The 21,224-nt window shown below is 41.5% G+C and carries 29 protein-coding genes; all 29 read right to left on the reverse strand.

The genetic code is table 11. The features are described from left to right. Positions 1 to 12 precede the first annotated feature (12 nt). Positions 13 to 939, reverse strand: coding sequence for a phosphotransferase family protein (locus G601_RS0118665; RefSeq protein ID WP_026666245.1), 927 nt, complete (start codon positions 937 to 939; stop codon positions 13 to 15). Between the two features lie 832 nt (positions 940 to 1,771). Further along, a complete protein-coding gene (locus tag G601_RS0118670) occupies positions 1,772 to 2,110 on the reverse strand; it encodes an HAD-IA family hydrolase (protein WP_081673626.1) in 339 nt (112 codons plus the stop codon). A gap of 30 nt (positions 2,111 to 2,140) precedes the next feature. After that, positions 2,141 to 2,713, reverse strand: coding sequence for a GNAT family N-acetyltransferase (locus G601_RS0118675; protein ID WP_026666247.1), 573 nt, complete (start codon positions 2,711 to 2,713; stop codon positions 2,141 to 2,143). 41 nt (positions 2,714 to 2,754) lie between these two features. Further along, positions 2,755 to 3,132, reverse strand: a complete 378-nt coding sequence (locus G601_RS24145; protein WP_255346226.1) for a GNAT family N-acetyltransferase — start codon at positions 3,130 to 3,132, stop codon at positions 2,755 to 2,757. A 4-nt stretch (positions 3,133 to 3,136) separates the two neighbouring features. Continuing rightward, positions 3,137 to 3,535: a GNAT family N-acetyltransferase gene (locus G601_RS0118685; RefSeq protein WP_330368878.1), complete on the reverse strand. Its 399-nt coding sequence runs from the start codon at positions 3,533 to 3,535 to the stop codon at positions 3,137 to 3,139. Between the two features lie 29 nt (positions 3,536 to 3,564). Then, positions 3,565 to 4,113: an adenylate kinase gene (locus G601_RS24150; protein WP_026666249.1), complete on the reverse strand. Its 549-nt coding sequence runs from the start codon at positions 4,111 to 4,113 to the stop codon at positions 3,565 to 3,567. Between the two features lie 25 nt (positions 4,114 to 4,138). Continuing rightward, positions 4,139 to 4,651 carry a GrpB family protein gene (locus G601_RS27030; protein ID WP_242834453.1) on the reverse strand — a complete coding sequence of 171 codons (513 nt, stop codon included), beginning with the start codon at positions 4,649 to 4,651 and terminating at the stop codon, positions 4,139 to 4,141. A 114-nt stretch (positions 4,652 to 4,765) separates the two neighbouring features. Continuing rightward, a complete protein-coding gene (locus tag G601_RS0118700; protein ID WP_035791076.1) occupies positions 4,766 to 5,629 on the reverse strand; it encodes a GNAT family N-acetyltransferase in 864 nt (287 codons plus the stop codon). Positions 5,630 to 5,718: 89 nt separating this feature from the next. Further along, positions 5,719 to 6,342 carry a GNAT family N-acetyltransferase gene (locus G601_RS0118710; protein ID WP_026666251.1) on the reverse strand — a complete coding sequence of 208 codons (624 nt, stop codon included), beginning with the start codon at positions 6,340 to 6,342 and terminating at the stop codon, positions 5,719 to 5,721. A 174-nt stretch (positions 6,343 to 6,516) separates the two neighbouring features. Continuing rightward, entirely contained in the window at positions 6,517 to 7,422 is a 906-nt protein-coding gene (locus G601_RS0118715) for a DUF2268 domain-containing protein (protein ID WP_026666252.1), read from the reverse strand. 200 nt (positions 7,423 to 7,622) lie between these two features. Then, entirely contained in the window at positions 7,623 to 8,075 is a 453-nt protein-coding gene (locus G601_RS0118720; RefSeq protein WP_026493142.1) for a GNAT family N-acetyltransferase, read from the reverse strand. A 29-nt stretch (positions 8,076 to 8,104) separates the two neighbouring features. After that, positions 8,105 to 8,659 carry a GNAT family N-acetyltransferase gene (locus G601_RS0118725; RefSeq protein WP_026493141.1) on the reverse strand — a complete coding sequence of 185 codons (555 nt, stop codon included), beginning with the start codon at positions 8,657 to 8,659 and terminating at the stop codon, positions 8,105 to 8,107. A 142-nt stretch (positions 8,660 to 8,801) separates the two neighbouring features. Then, positions 8,802 to 9,566: a class I SAM-dependent methyltransferase gene (locus G601_RS0118730; RefSeq protein ID WP_026666253.1), complete on the reverse strand. Its 765-nt coding sequence runs from the start codon at positions 9,564 to 9,566 to the stop codon at positions 8,802 to 8,804. A 216-nt stretch (positions 9,567 to 9,782) separates the two neighbouring features. Continuing rightward, the gene (locus G601_RS26315; protein WP_155829602.1) at positions 9,783 to 9,923 is read right to left on the reverse strand and encodes a hypothetical protein; all 141 of its coding nucleotides are present in this window, start codon (positions 9,921 to 9,923) and stop codon (positions 9,783 to 9,785) included. A gap of 88 nt (positions 9,924 to 10,011) precedes the next feature. Then, the gene (locus G601_RS0118740; RefSeq protein ID WP_026666254.1) at positions 10,012 to 10,485 is read right to left on the reverse strand and encodes a DUF2798 domain-containing protein; all 474 of its coding nucleotides are present in this window, start codon (positions 10,483 to 10,485) and stop codon (positions 10,012 to 10,014) included. Between the two features lie 161 nt (positions 10,486 to 10,646). After that, positions 10,647 to 10,802 (reverse strand): DUF5680 domain-containing protein, encoded by a 156-nt coding sequence (locus tag G601_RS25890; RefSeq protein WP_196808924.1) that lies wholly within the window; start codon positions 10,800 to 10,802, stop codon positions 10,647 to 10,649. A gap of 6 nt (positions 10,803 to 10,808) precedes the next feature. Next, positions 10,809 to 11,504, reverse strand: coding sequence for a hypothetical protein (locus G601_RS0118750; RefSeq protein WP_196808925.1), 696 nt, complete (start codon positions 11,502 to 11,504; stop codon positions 10,809 to 10,811). Further along, positions 11,504 to 11,761, reverse strand: a complete 258-nt coding sequence (locus G601_RS24160; RefSeq protein ID WP_079484333.1) for a helix-turn-helix transcriptional regulator — start codon at positions 11,759 to 11,761, stop codon at positions 11,504 to 11,506. Before G601_RS24160 ends, G601_RS0118750 begins: the two co-directional genes overlap by 1 nt. Next, complete coding sequence (locus G601_RS0118760; RefSeq protein WP_026493136.1) at positions 11,733 to 12,212, reverse strand: hypothetical protein; 480 nt, start codon at positions 12,210 to 12,212, stop codon at positions 11,733 to 11,735. The genes G601_RS24160 and G601_RS0118760 overlap by 29 nt, the downstream gene beginning before the upstream one ends. Positions 12,213 to 12,312: 100 nt before the next feature. Then, on the reverse strand, positions 12,313 to 12,444 hold the full coding sequence (locus G601_RS27125) for a hypothetical protein (RefSeq protein WP_255346225.1): 132 nt from the start codon (positions 12,442 to 12,444) through the stop codon (positions 12,313 to 12,315). Then, positions 12,441 to 13,199, reverse strand: coding sequence for an AAC(3) family N-acetyltransferase (locus G601_RS0118770; RefSeq protein WP_026666256.1), 759 nt, complete (start codon positions 13,197 to 13,199; stop codon positions 12,441 to 12,443). The genes G601_RS27125 and G601_RS0118770 overlap by 4 nt, the downstream gene beginning before the upstream one ends. Before the next feature lie 94 nt (positions 13,200 to 13,293). After that, positions 13,294 to 14,091 (reverse strand): CPBP family intramembrane glutamic endopeptidase, encoded by a 798-nt coding sequence (locus tag G601_RS0118780; RefSeq protein WP_026493134.1) that lies wholly within the window; start codon positions 14,089 to 14,091, stop codon positions 13,294 to 13,296. A gap of 219 nt (positions 14,092 to 14,310) precedes the next feature. Next, positions 14,311 to 14,685, reverse strand: coding sequence for a dihydropteridine reductase (locus G601_RS0118785; RefSeq protein WP_026493133.1), 375 nt, complete (start codon positions 14,683 to 14,685; stop codon positions 14,311 to 14,313). A gap of 30 nt (positions 14,686 to 14,715) precedes the next feature. Continuing rightward, a complete protein-coding gene (locus G601_RS0118790; RefSeq protein WP_026666257.1) occupies positions 14,716 to 14,952 on the reverse strand; it encodes a hypothetical protein in 237 nt (78 codons plus the stop codon). Between the two features lie 289 nt (positions 14,953 to 15,241). Continuing rightward, positions 15,242 to 15,820: a TetR/AcrR family transcriptional regulator gene (locus G601_RS0118800; RefSeq protein WP_026528406.1), complete on the reverse strand. Its 579-nt coding sequence runs from the start codon at positions 15,818 to 15,820 to the stop codon at positions 15,242 to 15,244. Between the two features lie 135 nt (positions 15,821 to 15,955). Then, the gene (locus G601_RS25450) at positions 15,956 to 17,221 is read right to left on the reverse strand and encodes an alpha/beta hydrolase-fold protein (protein WP_051206049.1); all 1,266 of its coding nucleotides are present in this window, start codon (positions 17,219 to 17,221) and stop codon (positions 15,956 to 15,958) included. A gap of 247 nt (positions 17,222 to 17,468) precedes the next feature. After that, on the reverse strand, positions 17,469 to 19,010 hold the full coding sequence (locus G601_RS0118810; protein ID WP_051206051.1) for an alpha-L-rhamnosidase-related protein: 1,542 nt from the start codon (positions 19,008 to 19,010) through the stop codon (positions 17,469 to 17,471). After that, positions 19,003 to 19,986 carry an ABC transporter permease gene (locus tag G601_RS0118815; protein ID WP_026666259.1) on the reverse strand — a complete coding sequence of 328 codons (984 nt, stop codon included), beginning with the start codon at positions 19,984 to 19,986 and terminating at the stop codon, positions 19,003 to 19,005. Before G601_RS0118815 ends, G601_RS0118810 begins: the two co-directional genes overlap by 8 nt. A gap of 16 nt (positions 19,987 to 20,002) precedes the next feature. Further along, on the reverse strand, positions 20,003 to 21,205 hold the full coding sequence (locus G601_RS0118820) for a substrate-binding domain-containing protein (protein WP_026666260.1): 1,203 nt from the start codon (positions 21,203 to 21,205) through the stop codon (positions 20,003 to 20,005). Between the last annotated feature and the right edge of the window lie 19 nt (positions 21,206 to 21,224).

Raw genomic sequence — 21,224 nt, forward strand, 5'->3', positions numbered from 1 at the left:
TTTATCCACATATTAAACTAAATCATTCCAGCCAATCATTTCTATGTTCAGGTCATCAACATGATACTGCTCCGAAAACTCCAAAGCTCTTCTTCTCACCTCAAGCAACATATCTTCTGTAAATACTCCCGGCATTCGAACCGATGCAAGGCATATCTGCGCCGCGTGAACTCCCCTTACTACTGTCTTGATTCCGGAAAGTTTCTCTGTATCTGCCTTGGAAAAATATTTTTCAAGAAATCTGTCAAACAGCGTCTCTGCCTCAACCTGCGTCATGTTACTCTTTGTCTTATAATCTTCTTTTGAACTAAATGATGGAAGAAATACAAAATGCGCATACATTGCAAGCAGATCAAAAACCGGGTGCCCTTTTCCTGAAAACATCAAATCCAAATACCGTATTTCTTCTCCGACAATATGTGCATTACCTGTATGACAATCACAATGGACGAAGGTTTGCGCTTCGGGAATACTTTCAAAAATCGAGCGAATTTTCTTCGCGTCCTCCTCTGAACAGTACTCCTTATTGAGCTTGCCTATATAATAAATAGCCAGCTCCTTCGCGTCAGGCAGTCCCGGATCAGTAATCGGTATCTTATGTAACACCTTTACTGCTTTGGCAAATCGTGAAATCAGCTCCACCCTTTTTTCCGGGTACTCGTAGATAAACTGATCCAGACTACTTCCCTCTTCTCTCTCCATCAAAAGTCCATATCTGTCACCTGCGCGAACAATCTCATAGACATCCGCTACCGGAACTTTTGACATGTAGGCAGCATGCGTGTGAATCATTTCATCTTTAATAGATTCAAATGAAATAAACGGATAGAAAAGTTTTAATACCTTATCTTCTCCAATAGCATATACTTCAGCGGTCCTGCCCTTGCCGATAGGTTCACCCAATTTTTCCCAGTGTTGATAGAATGTACTGTTTTTCATACTGTGTACCATTCAAAATATCAAACGATGAAATACAATATAATTTTATCATTTTACGTTTATTCATTATGTAAAAAGAGTATTAAATCTGTTTTTATTGATTTATGGAAAGACATCTAGTGCGGGAATATCATGCCTCCCTTTATACTCTTTCGTCAGTAACAATATGCTCTATTCCACTATGATTGCCGCAGCACGTAAAGATCCTCGATTACATCTTTGTTTATGGTCACGACAGCCAAAGGTATGTCTCTGATCATCATGAATATTTCGCTTCCGGCAGCCATCTTCTTTTGCAGGTACTGCTTCTGTCGCTCAGGTGTATGCCTTTCATTAACTGTTTCAATCAGAAACCTTATTTTTAACAGTATTGACTTACCACTTCACGAAGAACAGACTACCATTTTTATCCCCTTTACGCCGGAATTCTTGCTCACCATATGACTGGTTGAACTTTTTGATGAATTATTCCCACATACATGCTATTTTACTCTCTTCACACCTGTTTTTTTCAGTCAGAAATCTTGTAATGATGTTTACCGGTGTAACGCAAACGAAATTACGTCAAGTTTTATATTCAAGCGTTACGCCTGTTCTCTTCGACCATCCTCTACAGGTTGAACTCACTCGTGATGCTCAAGTCGGAATTACGCCTGAATACTCTAATCAGCCCTCACCGGTTGCATCCACCCGCGATGCTCAAGCCGCACTCAAACGATAATCAATCCAGGATTACTCCAAAAAGGATGATATTTTCTGTATGCCACTTAGCGGTCAGGAAATACCGTTAACGGCAAAAAGACTGCCGCAATATGCGACAGTCTCAATAAATTTACATATTCTTCAGTATCTCATACAACTCGTCGAAGGATGATGCGCAGTAATCGATGTCATATTCCTTCATGGCGCTCTCGATATCGCCTGAAGGCATGAACCACACAGATCTCATGCCGGCGTTCTTTGCCCCAAGCATATCTGATGTGAGGGAATCTCCGATAACGATGCAGTTTTCTCTGGGCTCTCCTATCTCCTCGAGCACCATATCGAAGTACTCTGTTGACGGCTTGTGGACGCCCATATCCTCGCTTATAAAGATTCCGTCTATATATCTGTCTAAGCCTGTTGACGCTATCCTGCCCTGAGCACAATCTCCAGCGCTATACGCTCGGATGCATTGAAATCAAGCAGTGTCTGGTCGAGGTCAAATAGAAAGTTTTTGTGTGTAGTATTTGTTTTCATTTTTCATATTTCTTTCTTTGGAAAGGCATGTTATGTGTTCCGTTCGGAGAACACCCTCTATGGCACATGGCACATTATAGACCGTATGATGATAATGAAAACCGCACTTCTCCTGAACACGCTTTGACTTTTCATTCCCATCAAAGTAACCACACCATATTTTATTAAGTTTTAGGTTTTTAAAACCGTAGCGCATCAATTCCCTGACTGCTTCCGGTATCAGCCCTCGTCCCCAATACGGAACTCCGATCCAGTAGCCGATTTCACCTTCTGAATCAGGAAGGCCAATATTGCTGGCTTTCCCAAGCATAAGTCCAATGCTGCCAACAGGCTGGCCTGATTCTTTTAATACTACAGCATAGGTCTCCGGCGCTGAAAGAACCCTCCGGATTATTTCACGGCTATTCTCTACACTTGTATGAACCGCCCATCCTGCGATTGGTCCCACATCAGGATGACTTGCATATTTAAATAAATTCTCCGCATCGCTTTCTTCCCACGGTCGGAGGATCAATCTTTTCGTTTCAAGTATCATGGCATACCTCTCTTACCAACGGCATCTCTGCAAACGGGAATCTACAGTGCTAATTCCATCAGCCAGCAATCTACTTTTTCTCCCTCAAACATCTCATGTTTCGGAAGTGATTTAATGATTTTAAACCCGGCTTTCTCGTATGCCCTTATAGCCCTTTTATTATCTTGGTGCGGGTCAAGAAGAACTCGTTCCGCAGCCATATTTTCTTTCAGATGAGAAGCCATCATTTTCAAAAAAGATGAGCCTATTCCCTTACTCCAATATTTCGGCTCACCTATAAACTGATCCATAGCAAACACTATATGTCCATCGTCAGGATAGTCATATTCATCGAACAATTCACCACTCAATTGATAAGCCTGTGCATATCCGATGGGGGATTTCTTATACTCGATGATCATTCTGAATCCATCTGGAATTTGTCTATTTGTTCAGAATGCAGTTATAACGAACGACTGACCCATCGGGATAATCAATGATGCTTTTCTCCTCAGAAAAGCCGCATCTGCGGTAGAAACCAATTGAATCATCGTCCGTCTGCGCTTCGATTCTTCCTATTCTTTCCAACTCCATCGCGCTTAAGATCAGCTGTTTTCCGATCCCCCGACGTCTGAGCTTTTCAGACACGGCAATTCCGATGATCTCCGCGGCGGCTTCTGAAAACTTCAGAACCATCATGCCGGCTTTCCTGTTTCGATCTTCACATACAAATACTTTCACCGATGAAGCTTGTAAAAAGCCTTCCATCTGTGTCCTATAGTCCTCGCATGTAGGATGATACATGCAGGGAGCATAGATCGAGTATGCTTCTTCTGATAGCAGCCAGTCTGTATCCTAGCATACTGCAACTTTCATGACTGTCCTCCAAACCCCGATTGTCGGTCCAGAAGTCCTTTTATTGTTTGCTCATAATCAGAATATATCAGTACGACCTTTTCCCCTGCATGTTGAAAGCCATTGATGATATCTCTGTTGTCTGCTTTCAGACTATCTTTCGTACAGTCTGCATCAATCATCCTGGCTTCGATTTCCGACTCATATCCAATAATCTCGCCAAAATGGTTCTCAATATAGTTCTCGCTCATAGCGAGGCAAATGAAGCGAATAGACGATAAATATCGCTCTTCAAAATCCCGTCTCCAATCAAATGGAATATAGCAGCCTTCAATAATGAGGTTCTGTTTATTTTCGATCGCCGTCTTCACGATCTCTCGTATGATTGGCCACAGATACCCGGTCAGAGCCTCATCATCCTCCGGCGTCAATTCTGTATTACCGCTGCGGATCAGACCCATTTTCAGGTGATCGATCGACAGATACGGATATTTGTATTTTTCGAGCATCTTTTGTGCCAGAAGCGTTTTTCCAGTGTGAGATGCACCCGTAATCAGTATGATCATTTTTTCCTCCTCAAGATTAAATATGTCAGTATCGGTCTCCATATTCCTTTCGTGCTTCTGCCGTCCATTTGGAGATGAAATCCGTCTTCGCATCTGTATATGCATCACGGTCATGCTCATATTGTTTCCAAAGCCGGAGCTTCAAGGTTTCATATTCTTTTGCCACGGCAGGATGCTCGTTCAAATAATCACGGAAGTACAGTTCATCATTGTCCCCGGCATACCGCAGATGGACAAGATACATCCTAAACTCGTGCGGCGCAAAAATCAGAAGGAACACATATAAGATTGCAATTATTGCATTCATCATAATTCCGCCATATGCACCCAACACATGCTGTATAGGCTTTTGCTTCTCCCACTTATCGGCATCTACTGGACCAGGTGTTGAAAAAAAGATATAAGGTTTAACCTGAACCTTCCACCAGTTGTTTCTTAATCCAAAACGATAATGCCAAATGGCATGTCCAACTTCATGTAGCCATACTACTGAAAACAAAACCACATATCCCAAAACATATAACAAAACGTATTTCATACTTTTCTCCCCAAATGTCTCTATTAAATAACTAATAAGGAAATGCAATACCCAACATTTAAAATTATACGTATTTCCTCTATCCGCTTCAATGTTGGCTTCCTCCTCATCTCGCTATATTTTTCTCCAAAACGTGTAATGATATCTGTTTCTGAATCCAAGCTTTGCATAGAAATCCATATCAGATATTACAAAAGCTCTTTTAGCTCCCAACTTCTTCGCTCTATTAAGTGCTTCGTGAATTACAGCCTTGGCTACACCCTTTCCTCTTTGGCTGGGAATAGTGCAGACAGGCTCTACATATACGTAGTCTGTTTTAGGGCTATACCACAGTCCACAGAGAGAAACCAGTTCACCTTCACTATCTCGTGCCGCCATACTAAGATCTCTGTTAAAGTGCTTACGCTTCCTTGGCGTAGATAGTTCTTCTTTTTCAAATTCTGTCTTATCCTCGCCGTGATCAAAGCCCTGCCAAAATAGCCATGAAAGCTCATAAAGATCCTCTATCGGGTCAGGATTTGCAAAGCTGTAGCCCTCAGGCAAAGTAGCATTAAATTCCCTATTAAGATCAAGTTCCATAATATTTTCTGTCTGATCAATCCTGGTAAAGTCTTTGTTTAAGACCATATCCATTTCATCTTTATTGTCATCGCAGACTGCAAGGGCAAATCCAGAATCATCTTTAAGATTAGCGCATGCATAATCTAATATTTCCGGATACAGAAGCTTATACTCCGGCATAACACCGCAGAAGCCCTCACCGAAATACATATCGTAGATTGCAGCTCCTACAACCTTTTCCTGATCTATCCAAAGCCCAATGGCCTCCAATAAATCCTTATTAAATTCCGGATGCTCATACATCCACTCAAACCTAGCCCAGTTCCAATTAATATGGCTCGTATCCCGATCATTTAGTTCTATTAGGAAATCACATACTGCCTCATAATCATGATCCGTATATTTCTTGAAATACATTATTTCTGCTCCTTATAAACAATAAACCTGAGACCCTCTTCTCCGATATGTGTTCCATCTGTCTTTTCAATCATCATTTTCAATTTCTATCAGTCAAATAGCTGCCCCGGAAGCTTTTTCTTTTCCTTGGGTGGAAACTGTTTATCGAATTCCTCTACATCCTCATCTTTAACATAGTAGCCCTGAGGGGTCTGATATACTCCGGTTACGTCATCAAGATATCCTGGGATCAATTCTCTGCACAGGAAAAATGATGAATCTGCGTCCTCAGGCAGATCATGATAACGAATTCCAAACTTGCTTGCATAATCGAATCCGCAATGGCTGTAAAATCCGATATTTCCTTCAAAAAGAACTGCTCCGAATCCCATTTCTGTTGCTTTCTCCAGGCAGTAATCAAGCAGTTCTTTTCCATAGCCCTTGCGCTTAAGCTCCGGCGTGATTCCTATTGGTCCCATGGTAAGTACCGGGATTTCCCTGCCATCATCAGCTTCAATAACAGTTTTCATGAACATGTTCTGCCCGATAAGCCTTCCGTCCTGCTCCATGACAAAATCAAGCTCCGGAACAAATGCCGGGTCATCCCTGAGCACATGAATTACATAGTGCTCACTGCATCCGGGGCGGTACACATTCCAAAATGACTCTCTTACAAGGTTTTCAACTTCTCTATAATCTTTCTTTTCTTCTAAACGAATTATATAATTACTCATTGTTTTTCATTCTCCTTCTTGTAATATCTTCATTTTAATACAATACTCTAAAACAAAAGTATCACAAAACAAAAACAAACCTTCTCCTTGCACGGATTTAGGTCTGTTTTTCACTTCAATACTAATCGTATTCTATTATGACCCTATAACCCCGTCCCCACGAAGTCAGCTTTTTCATTTCCAAAATTCCTTTACTTCATTCAAAATCTCAGTTGCCGGAATTATCGTTGCCTTTTCTATAGGAATCCCTGTCTTTTCTAGATAGTACTTTATCAAATAATAGCCTGTGGCATATCCTGCACAATATGGAAGCCCAACCTCCGGGAAATGCTGAATCCTGGCCATTTCATCGCCGTAAAGATATGATGTGATATTGTCAAAACCAGTTACTTCGAGACCATCGTAGATAATCTCTTTTATAAGGGGCATTAGCTCCATGTCTGTCTTGGTGACCCATGGTCCAAGAAGTTCTTCACCAAAAACTGTTGTGGCAAAGTTCTCTGCTAATCCTTCACTCACAATCATCTCACCAAGATTTATATCATTTGTCCACTTGATGTACTGGTATCTGATATTATGATTAGTCTCATGTGTAAGGGCGGCTGGAAGTCTTTTGATGGTCTCTTTTGAAGGAACGAGCCATCCCATAATATATCCAGGGATTCCTCCGTCACCACAATATCCTTCATTCATGATTGTATAAGCATTCTGGGGATTTGCCAGAAGAATTGTGAAAAGATATTCTTGCACCTTTAGCTCTATTCCCTGATTTTCAAATCTGGTAAGAGCTTCTTCTATAGCCCTATTGCAAGACTCCCACATCTCCTGATTTTCCAATTGCTCTATCTGCTCTGCAATGTCGCTGTCCACATCAGATGGCGCCATTATTCCTAATCTATTGTTAGCCATAATGATGTCATATCCACCTGGAAACTTTGGTTTCATGGGGATATGATAACATTCCCATTTTCCTTGAAAGGGCAACATCATATCATAGCGATAGATATCATCTTTTTTATCTGAATCAGCCAGCATTATCTTTTTATAAACATCTGGCGAATATACGCTGTTGACTTTCATCCTTACCTCCTGAGCGTTTTATTTAAGCTATAATAAACTATAAACTATTACCTAACATCAGAGTCAACAGCTATTCAATCCTTTTTCGTATCTTTTTTAACAAAAAAATATAGAGATTGTTGCAACCTCTATATTTCATGCTCTGTACTATATTGTGACATTCAACGTGTAGTTCCGCTTTTGCCACGGACAGTTTCCCATTATCTATGGACGTAAAGCCTTGTAGGCTCTGGCTCTCCGTCTCCCTGTGCCATGCAGAAGAACTCCCATCCATATCTTTCATAAAATCCAAGATGATCTGTAACCAGGTAGATTGGAGTAATACCCTTGGACTTCATATCATCCACTACCATGTTAAGCAACTTTCCAGAAATGCCCTGGCAGCGATAATCTTCCTCAGTATAAACCGCGCAAACATTGGGAGTAAGGTCCTTTCTGTCATGGAAATCATTGTCTATAACTCCAAGACCTCCAACAATTTTCTCTCCATCAAGGCACACATACCATCCATATTCTGTTTCCCCAGCAATATACGCATCAATGCATTCCTGATATGCTTCAGTTGGTACTCCCCATTTTTCATGAAACCAATTTGCTGCTTCTTCCCTTAATTCCTGCTTTTCTCTCAAATTAACATAAATATATTCACTCATATCTTTTCTTCTTTCAAACTTGAATTAACTTATTTCTTCCATTCAGATTTCAATAAACTGTACATACAAGCATCTACAACACCTTTATTACTCCAATCAGCTTGACGAAGCGTTCCTTCGTATATTAATCCACATTTTTCCATTACTTTTCCCGAGTTAGGATTATTGGGATCATGCTGTGATTCAATTCTGTTTACACCTACCTCTTTAAAGAAAAAAGGAATTATCGCTTTAAATGCCTCTGTTGTTATTCCCTGATGCCACCACTTGCTGCCTATACAATATCCTATATGAACAATATCAAGGTTTTCATTTTTATCTACGACACTAATAGAACCAATGGGCTCTCCAATCTCTTTTAAAACGATTGCCCACTGATAAAAATCATTATTTTCATACCCCCGGACCCATTCATCAAGAACCTGTTCCGCCTCACTAACATCTGTTGCTGTTGGCCAGCGTAAAAACTCAGTAACTTTTGAATCGCTCTCCCAGTTTTTAAACATAACTTCTGCGTCTTCTTTGGTAAACTGTCGAAGAATTAATCGTTCGGTTTCTATCTTCTTTGTTCCTTTGTGTTCCATAATATTTTTCCTCTACAAATCTAATTTGTGTCTTGGTACATTAAAATCAAATTGTCATTAGCAGACCTTCTCCTTGCACGGATTTAAGTCTGTTTTTCACTCCAATATTTTTCGGTAAATTCCGAGATGATTTTTCATGCGCTTACGCCGCTTTCTTCGTCAGATACAGCACATAGGTATCCCAAAACTCGACTTTATCTCCGCCCGCAAGCGCCGCGCTCCGAAGCCCTTCGAAAAACTTCGTTTTATAAGGTTCCGGGATTAAAATGTGATCACTGTGCGTGCCGCAATACATCACATATTCATCCGCAGAAAAAGTGCGTTTTCCATAGAAATCATGGCGCGTCAGATCCACATAACCATAGTCGGTCGCATGAAGATAGTCAAATGGCTCCTTCATGTTCTTGTATTCCGTCACCGGCTTATAATATTCGTCGTAAACCTTCTGGATATTGCTGTACAACTCCTCATTGGGCGTCTTATAATCCCCAATCAGAAACATCATCGCCAACGTTCCGCCAGGCTTTAACAGTTCAAACGTCTTGGAAAAAGCGAACTTCTCCGGAATCCACTGGATCGTTGCAGCAGAATATATCACATCATATTTCTGCTCCCCGAAATCGTGTGTAATGAAGTCGTCGTTCACGATATGGAAATTCGGTCTTGCTCCATATTTTTCTTTCATCTTTTCATAAAGATGCTCCCCGAGCTCAATGGCATTATAATCGCAGCCGGTATCCAGAATCGGATCCGTCGCCTGACCAGTTCCCGGACCTATTTCCAGCACCTTAGTCTGAACTCCAATGTTGGCTTCCTTGATGAAAAATTCGAACAGCTCAGGGCTGTAACGAGGTCTGAACTTATCAAACTGCTCTGGAATTGTGTCAAACGCCTTACGATATTCCATTGGTTTCAAGGACAGGTTTATTTATTTCATAATCTTTTAGCATAATATCCTCCGCAAACTTCGATTCGCATATATAAGCCTTTCTCTACCTTATGTATCTCAGTAAAAAATCAGTAATTCCTATGATTGTGAAACCATTTTCATCAAATGTTTCACCAATCGGTCTATTCACAACAAGTATCTTCTGTATCTGGTCATTCAACTTAAAATATGGCCTTAGTTCTCGTTCCCTTGTATCAGCATTAGATATATCTCGCCACTTTGAATCCCCTCTAATATTGAGAGCGGGTATACTTTTTCAACGCTGATCTGATCGGTCAAATGCCTGATCTTCTTGCAGTCTGTAAGTTTTTTCATGGTCATCCTCTCTTGTAATTATATATTAACGTAAAATAAAAAACAGACCAGCTCCGTACACGGATTTTAGTCTGTTTTTCATCAATTCTTATTTCTGCTTTATTCTTTTCATAACAAATCCGAAGACATTTCTTACCAGCGGTCCTGCGAAGAATATCTGCCAGAAAAGAGCCATAGGAAAGTTCAACGCTGTCGTCTGAAGCCATACAGCCACGAATTCACTGCCTGCATCCTTAAAAAGGATTGTCGCTGCCATGCTCATAAGCGGGCACATGAGGCACACAGACATTGATGAGATGGCAAGTATGATCATTATCATAGGGTCTTTTCCCGGAGTGACGAATCTAAAAGCCAGCTTCTGAGCCAGTTTTCCTACAAATAAAAGTTCAAGCGCCATGGCTATCGGCCACATGATAAGCATTTCCTTGAATGCTGCAAGGAAGATAAAGTTCTGCATTCCGCCAACATTCAGTGAAATGTTGTAGCATATCATGGCATAAACCATGACAAATGCCATAAAGGCAGTAAAAAACACATCCTGTAATTTGCTCTGTGGTAACATAGGGGTTCCTCTCTTTCTTAAATGGGGAAGACCTCCGTGTTGTTCGTTATCACCCGGCCAGAATGTGCGTTTCCAATAATACCTCGAAATCTTCATTTTTTATCAGCAATTGCAGATTATAGCAGATATTTTGTTTTCGTGTAAGTCTTTTTTCCTTCTGACTACTTCATTATTCCCCCATGGAAATAGCATTCATAAACTCTGGTATTGTTGCAATAAATCTCCTCGCATCCCTGAAACCAGCTGAAATCCCCGGTAACGCTGCACTTATAAGTATATTCACCGGACTGAAAATACTCAGGTCCTCTGTAAGGCATATAGAATTACTCATAATTCACTGTTATTTTTCCCAACGTTATTTTATCCAGAACCTTATCATTAGTCTTTACTGTATGTTCCGGTAGAATCTTTTCTTGATAATACACGCCGTCCCAGTTTAGAAGCTTTTCTGGGTCTTCGGAATATCCTGTTAAATCACAGGTATTTACAAGAAATTTGGCATATTTTACTGCAAGAGCATGTTTTATCCGCATATTAGTGAGGATGCTTTCATCCAACCCTGTTCTTGCAAGCTGATTCCCGGTCATGCTGCTTAAGATCATCTTTGCTTCGACCATTGCTTGTTTTTCTTCCGCGCTACTTAATACAACTCCTTCAGAAAGAGCTCTTTTATAATAAATCTCATCTGATATACAAGTGTTAACTGCCACCTTCTTGGCGTAATCACAGACAAACTGAGAATCCATGCCGGCTGAAAAGTGGGTATTCCACCAGTGCTTTGGATTCTCAGGATCATACAAAAGAGCCTGGTTCTGCACAAACTCTTCTACTTTATATATATAATATCCAAATTCTCTTAAGGTAATCTCGGTATCATCAACTGTGATCAAAGGCTCATCAAGATGATCTTCATAAACGAATCTGCTCAGTATTCTCCCGCAAATAGCAGCAACTATCAGGATGACGTTTGCAATTAAAATTATTATGATAGCTCTTTTAACTGATCTCTCCATAATCACTATCCATCCTGTGTAAACAGCTCTTGGAATTCCTTTCTTCCGGGAACCCACGCCTTTTCATAAATGTGAGTGAAATGATTTTTTACCGTCTGCTCAGAAATTCCGAGCATATAAGCAATTCTATGATTTGAAAACCCCGACACTTTAAGGTATCCGAGTTCAAGCTCTCGTTTCGTAAATCCGAATTTACGAGCTATATTAAGATACTGCTCCTTTGTAATTCCGGGATCATTCATCTTCCATGTCCATCTCTTCATTCATCTTACGCTCGGCATTTAACTTAAGCGGCAGAAGAAAAAACTCGATTATTACTGCATAAAAGCCTGAAAGGAAGCAGACAGCAAGGCTTGGTCCAAACGTTTCCGGCTCAGATAAATTTCCCATAAGAATTATTGCTGAAGTTATGATGGCAAAAAGAGCTCCAAATACAGTAAGCTTCTGGGCAGCGCCTACGGCTTCTATAATATTTTTTAGTTCAAGAAGTCTGTAATCTTTTATCCCTACTGAGAATGAATTCAAAAAATCTTTCCACTCACCCATGATAATGAGCCCGGGAATCAGAATAAGTAAAACAAGAATCAGCGAAGGCACATCAAGAAACCATGCGACAGCAGAAAAACCAAAGCTGGTTCCGAGGGTACTGATAAGAAATACAACGATGAAAAGTACAAGCTCTCCAAATAAAACGGTACGGATATTCTTTTTCATAAGCATACTCCTTTTAAGCTTTATTTATTCGTTATAGGTGTTCCTATTATGACGTTATCATATGCTCGAAAAGAAATATATAGTACCTTTTTGAATTTATTTAGTCCATCTCTTCTCTTGTAATATTCCTTGCCCACTTGTGGCTGTAGAAGTGCTTAAGAACCCAGGGCCATTTCACAAACTCATCGGTACATTTATAACATCTAATGTAATAATATATCGGAGCTTTCATTCTGTACTCCGCAACCCCCATAGTCCATATGGATCCTGCTTTAATTCTTTTTCATATAAAGAAACTACTGACCATATATCAAAAAACATCACCTTACAAGGACCGATAAACGCTTCTTTTATAAGTTTTTTTTCATAGGCCATATCCTGTATCTTGTACCATGCCTTCACCGGCGGGTGCCCGGCTTCTATCATCCACTTATCTGGCGGATAGATTTTACAAATTTCTTCTGACGGAGTATAGATATCATTTATATCATCCGGGGTTATTCCTTCCACGTAGTGCATTGCCGTAAGCTTGTAAATATCAACTCCCAGTAAAAGAGCTTTCCCGCCATTATGAATCGGATAATCCAAGCCGCCACTTAGAGCTTCCTTGCCATGTTTACCCCATCCGGATGTACTTATAGTATCTGCTCCGGTATAAGTGTCAGGAAGCTTTCTAAAAGTATCAGCCACAATACCCATCGCTGTTTTTTCAGCATCAGCCTCCAATATCTTTATCTTAACAGTAATCCCAAGCTTCTTATCTTCCTCTGAGAGATCCAACTCTTTACTCAGCCTGAGTGCAGGCATAAAGATACTGCCCTCTTCAGTAACCAGTTCTTTTAATGTATCTATGACTGTCTCTGCACCACCTTCAAGTTCTCCAAAACTGCTAAGTGAAGAATGCACTTCCAAAGTCATTCCTTTTTCAATTCCAAGCTTTTGCAATGCCGACTTTAGTTCCTCTTTAGTTATAGTTCGTTTGCTCAAAGTGACCTCCTACACAATCATAATTGTTCTATTTAAAAGCCATCCAGCGTATTTTGTTTCTCCGATTTTATCATTTGCCCACCCAAGCATGCTATCAATCAAATTGTTTTTCATCATGACCTACCTCAGCTTTCTTTTTTAAACATATGAGCGCAATTATCAAAATATACACTACTGACAAGATGGCGTAGAACCATATATCAACCTGCAGGAAACAGTACAGGAAATTAAAACAGAAATGGATCACTATGCCATAAATCAGATTGTCGTTTTTCTCCATGAAATAGTTCATGATAAAACAAAGTCCGGTCATTACGATGACATTGGATAGGATATATGGAATCATCTGGATCCCTATGTAATCTGAATCAACAAACCATAGTATTGTATGCCAGAATGCCCATATAACTCCCTGGATCACAGATGCTTTAAAAAAGCTGTACTTTCCGTTCAAATATGGGCGAAGATACCCTCTCCATCCGGATTCCTCTCCTGTAGGTCCTGTCGTTATTGAAAAAAGAAATGATGCCCAAAATGGATATGCTCCAAAGCTCCAGTATTCACTAAATGCTCTGCCCTGATGCAAAGATAGCAAAAGCACCGTAATAAGAGTCGCCCCAAGAGTTATAATGGCTGAAACCACTAATGTAACTATGTTGATCCTTCCGCCAAAGGCTTTTTTATAAAACTCACTTATTGTTTGTCCCGGACAGAAATACTTAAAACCTATTAGCAGCACAATTGTAGGTGCCCATGCACAGACATTTGACAAAACTCTCATTACAACCGGTGAGCAGTGAAACACCATACTTGCGGTCCCACACAAGCCCAGCACCATAAACCAGAACACAATATAGCTTAATGCCACATACCTTTTCATTTGCTTTTCCATGCGTTACCCCCTCGCCTACAGATTGTCGGTCTGATTGCCAAATAATCGGGACTTACCAAATCACAGATAAGTCCCACATGTATCTGACTCTATATTACATATCAAGTCGCGCTGCATCTCCTATTACACTTATTAAGTCCAATTATGCACGGATATTGCTTTGCTCAGAAAAACCGCATCAGTGCCTTCTCAAGGCTCCTTGTCTGCCACATCTCCTCCTCACCTATCTGATCTTAGTATTTCATCATTTGTTATCTCTTTAGCAAGTTCCAGAATCTCAAAGGCATATTTTTCCTTACCCTTTTTAAGGAGTTTATTGTATAAAGGATAGTTGATGATACAGACAGCAGCACCTACTATTCCAAGAAGCACCCCGATGACCATGAAAATTACTCCTGTTCCAAAGACGCTAAGTCCAAAGCACATCCCTGCGCCAAAGATCAAAGTCCCAATAATTCCAAGTGTCATGGCTGTTATAAATGCCGGAAGCTTTGCTCTTTCATCGAGCTTTTTAAGCTGCCTTACTTTATTGGTTTCCTTTGGCATGTAATCCTTTGCAACGCTTTCTGCATAAACCTTATCTAAATCGTTCATAGTATTTTTCTCCTTTTCTTCAATGTCTTTTTATGCGATCTTTCCTGTTTCTTTAAGCCATCTGATCTCGTCACGTATGGTCTCTCTATATGACCTTGTGGTATAACCCAGATCCTTACTTGCCTTGCTTGAATCAAAGCGGTTGTTCCTTGCCAGGTTGTAAACAGAGAAGGTTGTCATAAGAGGCTTTTTTCCAGTCTTCTTAGCCTTTTTCTCAAGTACCCCGGCAATCAGGTTTGCTACTGATATTGGTAAAAAGAACTTCATCTGCTTGCAACCGCTCTCCTCTGAAACAAGCTTTGATACATTGTGCTTCCAAGAAATCCTGCTGCTCCTGTTACCAGATACATCTTATTTGTTTTGCTCATTTATCTTTTCCTTTCTTATTCTCAATTTGTTTTTTTGCTCTTTGCTTTTAGCTTGAAGTCATTATAGGAAAATGAGCACACAAAAAGAACAACACTTTTTGCAAAATGTGTTGATTTCGGGAGTACAGGTCCCGACACGTTTTGTAAAAAGTGTTGATTTGTAAATTCGATATAGTGTTTTTACTGCTTTATGGCTTGATGATACACTTCTGTATGACGCTTATGATCTCATCTTTTGACTCGGTGCATCCACCTCGTACCCACTCAGTGACAACTCCGATAATGCCCTTAAGATAAAAGACCATGATAAGTGGCTGTTCTTTTTGGGGAACTCCAAACCTTGTAAGAATGGGGCCAAATATAGTTTTAAACCATGTTTCATAGGTCTTTTCAGCGCCCATCATCTCATTCTTTTCATACATCAGGTAAAAGAGCTTGCGATTCTCTTCCACAAAATCCAGATATGGCATCAGATACTTGGGTGTTACAAGAAATAGCTCATCCTCATTTTTTTCATCAACATCAAGTGCTCCCGGCCCCACAGCACCAAAGCGCCTAAAAAAATCTTTATACACAGCCTCCACAGTTTCCTGCAGAAGATCATTTACATTATCATAGTGAAGATAAAAGGTGGATCTGTTTACGCCAGCAGTTTCACATATCTCCTTAACAGAAATGAGTTCAAAATCTTTACTGTCAAGAAGTGTCAGTAACGCTGTATGCATTTTTTCCGCAGACTTAAAATACTTGCTCTCATTCTTGTTCATAGCAAAGCTCTCCTAACACCTGTAGACTCATACTAAAATGATATCACAATTTACCTTACTTAAATAAAAGCAGCTACAGATTTCTCCATAGCTGCTGTAATTTTGTAATGATTCACATTAAAATCTTATGATCTGTTACTGCTGAAATAGCCATTCCATAACTGCTATACAGTTATAGGCGTAGTCGAATGAAGCCATATGGTATGAAGCTCCGCCTCCGGCGCCTCCACCATTTCCGCCCATCATTCCTTGAGGCTTCTCGCCGGTCATTTCCATTGCCGGCTTATCTTCACTTACATCTGAAGAAGCGTCTGTAGCAGCCTCGGGATTTGAAAGGCCTCCTTCTTCAGAAGGACTCATCTGCCCGCCGTTTCCTCTTTCGCCAAAGCTGCCATCTCCACCGCCCATGGGTGAATTGCCTGTTCCTGCATCAATAGTTCCTGTTTTCCAGGATATGAAGTATGCTCCTGTAGCTTCTCCACTGAGTAATTCTGATGCAGCTGATGAAAGCTCATCTGCCGACCATGTTCCGTCCCATTGTGCATATGTGTAGGTGACGCCATCTGCGTCATATCTGGCCATAAGGTCCTGCGCTCCGGTCCATGCACTTGTATCATCTTCAGCTGCAAAATAAACTAAGGTCTGCCCCTCCAGATTTGAAAGAAGTTCCGTATCCCACTGACCATCAACAAACATACACGCAGCATATAAATCCGGGTATTCCGATGCAAGTATGAGTGTCGTCATGCATCCCATGGACTGACCTGTTCCATAGATTCTATCAGTATCTACTGCGTACTCATCTGACATATAATCAATAAATCTCTTGGTGAGCTCAACATATTCTGTTGTACTATATCCATCATGGTCATCAAGAATTGTTTCAGGATATGTTGGTACAGCTACTATGGTCGGATATACTGACTGCCACTCTGAGGTCGCCCATACAAGGCCGCCAAGCCCCTGTGTAAGCGAATACTCCGCATCGGTTCCTGTAGTTGTCGAATCACCTATGAACACAACCATGGGGTATTCTGAATTTTCATCATATCCTTCAGGCAGGTACAGATTATATGTAATAGAAAGACCTGTTTCTTCATCAGTATAGGTGAGCTGATCAAAAAGATCTGTATATGTTTCCACTAGACTCTCTTCATCTTCAGCAAGTGTGTTACTGACAAGTCCCAGCTCTACAGCAGAACCGGTATCTGTAGTTGTTTCAGTTTCTGCAGCAGAATCTGAAGCTTCTTCTTTTACCTCTTCAGAAGAAGCACTTTCTTCCTCTGTACTTTCCGATGAATCGGTCTGGATACTGTCTACCTGCTGAGCCTGGCTTCCACAAGCTACTGCAGATACGGTTATCGCACAGGTTGTCAAAATAGTTGCTAATTTCTTGAACATTATAAAAATCCTCCATATATTTGTTCCTGTTCATCATAAAAGTTTTGGAGTATTTTATATTGTGAGCTACCATTCGCAGTAAGCATATTCACTGGATCAAAACGTGCCCTGTTCTCAACTTACAGTCTCATTATAGACGAGTTAACTTAATCCAACCTAAAGAACCAATAAATATATTCTAAAATCATTAGTTACTTATTTTCTCTTCAAGCTTCTTGCGCTGTCTTCTTTCATACTTTATGCTCATTTACAGTTCATCCTTTGTATCATTAAAATAGGTTCTCAAAAAATATGCCGGTCCGCAACTCCATGCATGGCAGTAGCTGTTCACAATGGTGCCCCCGTAGGGCGACTCGTTGGGATTTTCCGGATTATACAGTTCCCAGAAGGTATCGGCGGAATTTGCCACCATCCCTCCCCAGTACTTTGACATTTTCCTGTGAGCCACATCTTTTTTTCCAATTTTAATAAGTGCATCTATGTAGTTATGGTACATGTAGGGAGTCACCATGGTAATCGCTTCAGGGCAGGCCTCCATTCTGTCAAAGAGGCGTTCTGCTGCCTTACCTTCCATTGCTCCTCCAAGCACCATCCATATCTGCGAGGCAAAAGAGATCTGACTTTTTGCTCCGCTTACATAGAGCTTCTTCTCAACATCAAAAAGGAATCTGTTGGAAGCTTCTTTGAGCTTGAGGTAAAGCTGCGCATATTCCTCTTCCGCAAGAACATCTCCTGCGCACTGGGCAAGCTCGATAGCCGCCTCAAGAGCATACATGAAAATTCCCTGCGCGGAGGCCTGCTTATTGAGGGCAAGATTCCAGTCCACAAAGCACCAGCCAAGAACATCCGAGTCCCTTACCACAAAGCGCTCATCCAAGCATTGCCTAGCCAGCTCAATCTGTCTTTTGCATACATCAAAAAGATCCAGCACAGCTTTTTTATCCCCGGTCTTTTTGTAGTAATCCAGAAGAATCACGATAAAGAACAGGGAATAGTCAAACATGTTCGTGTCATCGACCTCAGGTTTCGGCTCAAGGAATATACATGCTCCCACCCGTCCGTCCTCCTGGGTTAAAGCTCCAAACAGATAAAGATTTGACTTTACCATGTCATTCATGTTGTAGGTGACATAGTTCACCAGAGCCTGAATTCGAAGGTCTCCGATCCATAGTCTTCTGTCCCTTTTGGGCCCATCCTCAAAGACTGTCTGCATACAGTCATGGAGTGTTTTTACAGCCACCCTGTCAATTTCCATGTCCAGCTCATCACTGCTGTAGTAGGGCAAAAGAGCTTCATCCGGGGCAGAGGATACTGCTGTGATTGCTGCATCATTTACCCTTAAGGAGAATCTGGAGCTGATATCGACCACCTCTATCCTGACGTATCTGAAGGAGTATCTCCTGTCAAGTTCCACAACAGAGGGCACTATGTCCACATGGATCAGCTCCTCCTCGATCCAGGCCGGTGATACCCAGCCCTTATACTCTGAGGCATCCTCAAAAAGCTCGATCTCTCTTTCCGCAAAACGGATCCTCAGAAGTACCGGAGAGTCGGGGTGAGCCCCTTCATAGCCAAGATCCAGGGTCAGGTACCCCACATAGTGGTCCTCAAAATCCAGGATGATGGAGTCGTCTTTTTTCAGTGCGATAGACCTATATGCCGGACGGGGATCTCTTTTTATGACATCCCCATCCTTCATTAAGTCGATACACTTACATTCGTTTATCTTATTTTTCTTTATTTCAGGGAAAAGAGCTGTCGCTTCCCCTAATAATTTCTCGTTATACATGTGCAAATATTCTCTTGATCAAATGATTATTGTTTAAATAGATTAAGAAGATCACCAGCAGTACTGCGTTTATGATCGACTGAGTCGTGGCATTTATCTGGTTTGAGAAAACCGCAAAGGTGGAATTCAGAAGGGACATACACAGAGCAGAAAGTAAAAAGCCCACCTTCTCATTTCCGAATCTTCCGATATAGCCTGCAATGAACATTGGAAGGAAGGCCGTGAACATTATGGCTATACTTCCGAAATTCAGTTGACCTCCGTTTATAGTGGTATTTCTTGCGGCATTCAGCATACCCACAAGTCCCATGAGTCCGCCGCAGATCGTGTAGCAGATAAGGGCGTTTTTAGCCTCATTGATGCCGGTGGCTACAGCTACCTTCTGTCCTGACTTAAGGGCGTTGTAATCATAGCCGAAGGAGGTCCGCTCAAAGACAATGATTATAAAGATAAGAACCGACGCAATGATAACGGCTGCGTAGACCCAGGTCCCCATAAATCCTGCCATGGATCTGTTCTGAACCTCACTCATAAGGTATTTTCCGCCTGTTATGGTATACATTATTCCCTCATATACCAGGGTCACACCAAGAGAGACGATGATGGGCGGTAGCCTCAAAGCGCAGTACACGACTCCCGATATAAGTCCCAGCAGTGCTCCCACAAGAACCGTTATCACCATCATAAGAAGTGCAGAACCGTATCCCCCTTTGAGAAAACTGTAGGTAATCTTTGCACCTATCACAGATGAGAGTCCTGCCATTGCTCCCAGGGAAAAATCAAATCTTCCGCTGTTTAAGTTTATGGAGAGCGCCATGGTGGTGATCATAACGATGGCGGTATACACCACAAAGTTATCAAAGCTCTTTGCTCCCGATATGATAGTCTGCCCGTTTGCAAGGCATATTCCTTCCAATACCACTGCCACAGCAGCAGGGATTGCCAATGTCTTTAAAATTTTCTTAAGGGTGCTCATGAACTGCCTCCATTCATCACTTACTCTCGATAAGTGCCTTTACATCATCATAGGTAACGTCCTGACCGATAATGCCATCAAGACTTGCCTTGTCAAAAATAGGTGTATCTCCGTTGTCGTTTACATAGTACTTGTCAAAGGATTCTGCGTCTGTTGCCACAAGATAGCCCTGTGTAAAGGAGACAGCATTTCCCTCGGGATCTCTAATAATATTTCCGTCAATCGCATCCATTACAAGTGCGAATACAGGTCCGATGGAAGATGAATATTTGCCAGCAAGATACTCAAGAGAGCCATTCTTCATTGATTCGCTGTTCATGGCTGTAAAGGAGTCGATATCTGAAAAAGGAATGTTCTCCTGACTAAGTGTCTGGGCAAAGAAGGTTGTTGCCATTCCCACTGAGATAAATGCCTCAGGTGCTTTCTGGATCGCTGCATTGAGCTCGTCGGTGGTTGTGTCGCCATATCCCTGAAGGTAAGCTACCACCTCAACATCTCCAGAAATCTTTGTAAGGTCAACACCCTGATCCTGGAATATCTGTCCGATCATACCGTTCATATCATCTGTTCCGCCGTAGGTATCACCAAGTCCGGCGATCACACCTGCTGCGCGGTATACGTGCATAGGATTGGGGATAAACGCTCCGTAGATGGCAACGCTCTTTACGCCCTTATCCTTAAAATACTTGCCCATCTCCTTGCCGGCTTCAAACTCTGTCTCGTTTGAAGGTCCAACCTGGCCTACAAAATGCTCATAGGTCTTGTAGGTCTCATACTGACTCTCATCAAGTACGCCGGATGCAACTGCATAGTAGATACCATACTCTTCGCAGGTCTCAATCTGCTGAGCTCTGTCACTGCTTGAAAGTGAGATAACAGCGTCATATCCCTTTGATGCAAACTTCTCGATGGCTGCCTTCTCATCCTCAGCGCTGGCAAGAGCATCTGTATAATCAAAGGTTACGTTATAGTTGTTCTGAATATATTTCTCGTAGTAGTTTCTAAATCCAAGTGCTTCCTCGCCGCTGACGTCTGCAACAAGTACACCAATCTTACGAGTTTCACCCTGATCTGCGGAAGCTTCACTTGCAACCGCATTATCAGTGCTGTTATCTGTTGTGTCTGAAACCGCAGCAGGTGCGCTGCTGCCACATCCTGTCATTACGGTCATGGCTGCTGCCATGGCAATTCCGAGTACCTTTGTTACTTTCCTGTTCATAATTTTTCCTCCGTTTTTC

Source organism: Butyrivibrio sp. FC2001, from assembly GCF_000424125.1.
Lineage (GTDB): Bacteria > Bacillota > Clostridia > Lachnospirales > Lachnospiraceae > Butyrivibrio.

Coding starts and splice junctions, on each gene's coding strand:
- G601_RS0118665 (WP_026666245.1), bottom strand. CDS start 939: ATGAAAAACAGTACATTCTATCAACACTGGGAAAAATTGGGTGAACCT.
- G601_RS0118675 (WP_026666247.1), bottom strand. CDS start 2,713: ATGATACTTGAAACGAAAAGATTGATCCTCCGACCGTGGGAAGAAAGC.
- G601_RS24150 (WP_026666249.1), bottom strand. CDS start 4,113: ATGATCATACTGATTACGGGTGCATCTCACACTGGAAAAACGCTTCTG.
- G601_RS27030 (WP_242834453.1), bottom strand. CDS start 4,651: ATGAAATACGTTTTGTTATATGTTTTGGGATATGTGGTTTTGTTTTCA.
- G601_RS0118700 (WP_035791076.1), bottom strand. CDS start 5,629: ATGTATTTCAAGAAATATACGGATCATGATTATGAGGCAGTATGTGAT.
- G601_RS0118710 (WP_026666251.1), bottom strand. CDS start 6,342: ATGAGTAATTATATAATTCGTTTAGAAGAAAAGAAAGATTATAGAGAA.
- G601_RS0118715 (WP_026666252.1), bottom strand. CDS start 7,422: ATGAAAGTCAACAGCGTATATTCGCCAGATGTTTATAAAAAGATAATG.
- G601_RS0118720 (WP_026493142.1), bottom strand. CDS start 8,075: ATGAGTGAATATATTTATGTTAATTTGAGAGAAAAGCAGGAATTAAGG.
- G601_RS0118725 (WP_026493141.1), bottom strand. CDS start 8,659: ATGGAACACAAAGGAACAAAGAAGATAGAAACCGAACGATTAATTCTT.
- G601_RS0118730 (WP_026666253.1), bottom strand. CDS start 9,566: ATGGAATATCGTAAGGCGTTTGACACAATTCCAGAGCAGTTTGATAAG.
- G601_RS26315 (WP_155829602.1), bottom strand. CDS start 9,923: ATGAAAAAACTTACAGACTGCAAGAAGATCAGGCATTTGACCGATCAG.
- G601_RS0118740 (WP_026666254.1), bottom strand. CDS start 10,485: ATGTTACCACAGAGCAAATTACAGGATGTGTTTTTTACTGCCTTTATG.
- G601_RS25890 (WP_196808924.1), bottom strand. CDS start 10,802: ATGCCTTACAGAGGACCTGAGTATTTTCAGTCCGGTGAATATACTTAT.
- G601_RS24160 (WP_079484333.1), bottom strand. CDS start 11,761: ATGAAGAGATGGACATGGAAGATGAATGATCCCGGAATTACAAAGGAG.
- G601_RS0118760 (WP_026493136.1), bottom strand. CDS start 12,212: ATGAAAAAGAATATCCGTACCGTTTTATTTGGAGAGCTTGTACTTTTC.
- G601_RS27125 (WP_255346225.1), bottom strand. CDS start 12,444: ATGAAAGCTCCGATATATTATTACATTAGATGTTATAAATGTACCGAT.
- G601_RS0118780 (WP_026493134.1), bottom strand. CDS start 14,091: ATGGAAAAGCAAATGAAAAGGTATGTGGCATTAAGCTATATTGTGTTC.
- G601_RS0118785 (WP_026493133.1), bottom strand. CDS start 14,685: ATGAACGATTTAGATAAGGTTTATGCAGAAAGCGTTGCAAAGGATTAC.
- G601_RS0118790 (WP_026666257.1), bottom strand. CDS start 14,952: ATGAAGTTCTTTTTACCAATATCAGTAGCAAACCTGATTGCCGGGGTA.
- G601_RS0118800 (WP_026528406.1), bottom strand. CDS start 15,820: ATGAACAAGAATGAGAGCAAGTATTTTAAGTCTGCGGAAAAAATGCAT.
- G601_RS25450 (WP_051206049.1), bottom strand. CDS start 17,221: ATGTTCAAGAAATTAGCAACTATTTTGACAACCTGTGCGATAACCGTA.
- G601_RS0118810 (WP_051206051.1), bottom strand. CDS start 19,010: ATGTATAACGAGAAATTATTAGGGGAAGCGACAGCTCTTTTCCCTGAA.
- G601_RS0118815 (WP_026666259.1), bottom strand. CDS start 19,986: ATGAGCACCCTTAAGAAAATTTTAAAGACATTGGCAATCCCTGCTGCT.
- G601_RS0118820 (WP_026666260.1), bottom strand. CDS start 21,205: ATGAACAGGAAAGTAACAAAGGTACTCGGAATTGCCATGGCAGCAGCC.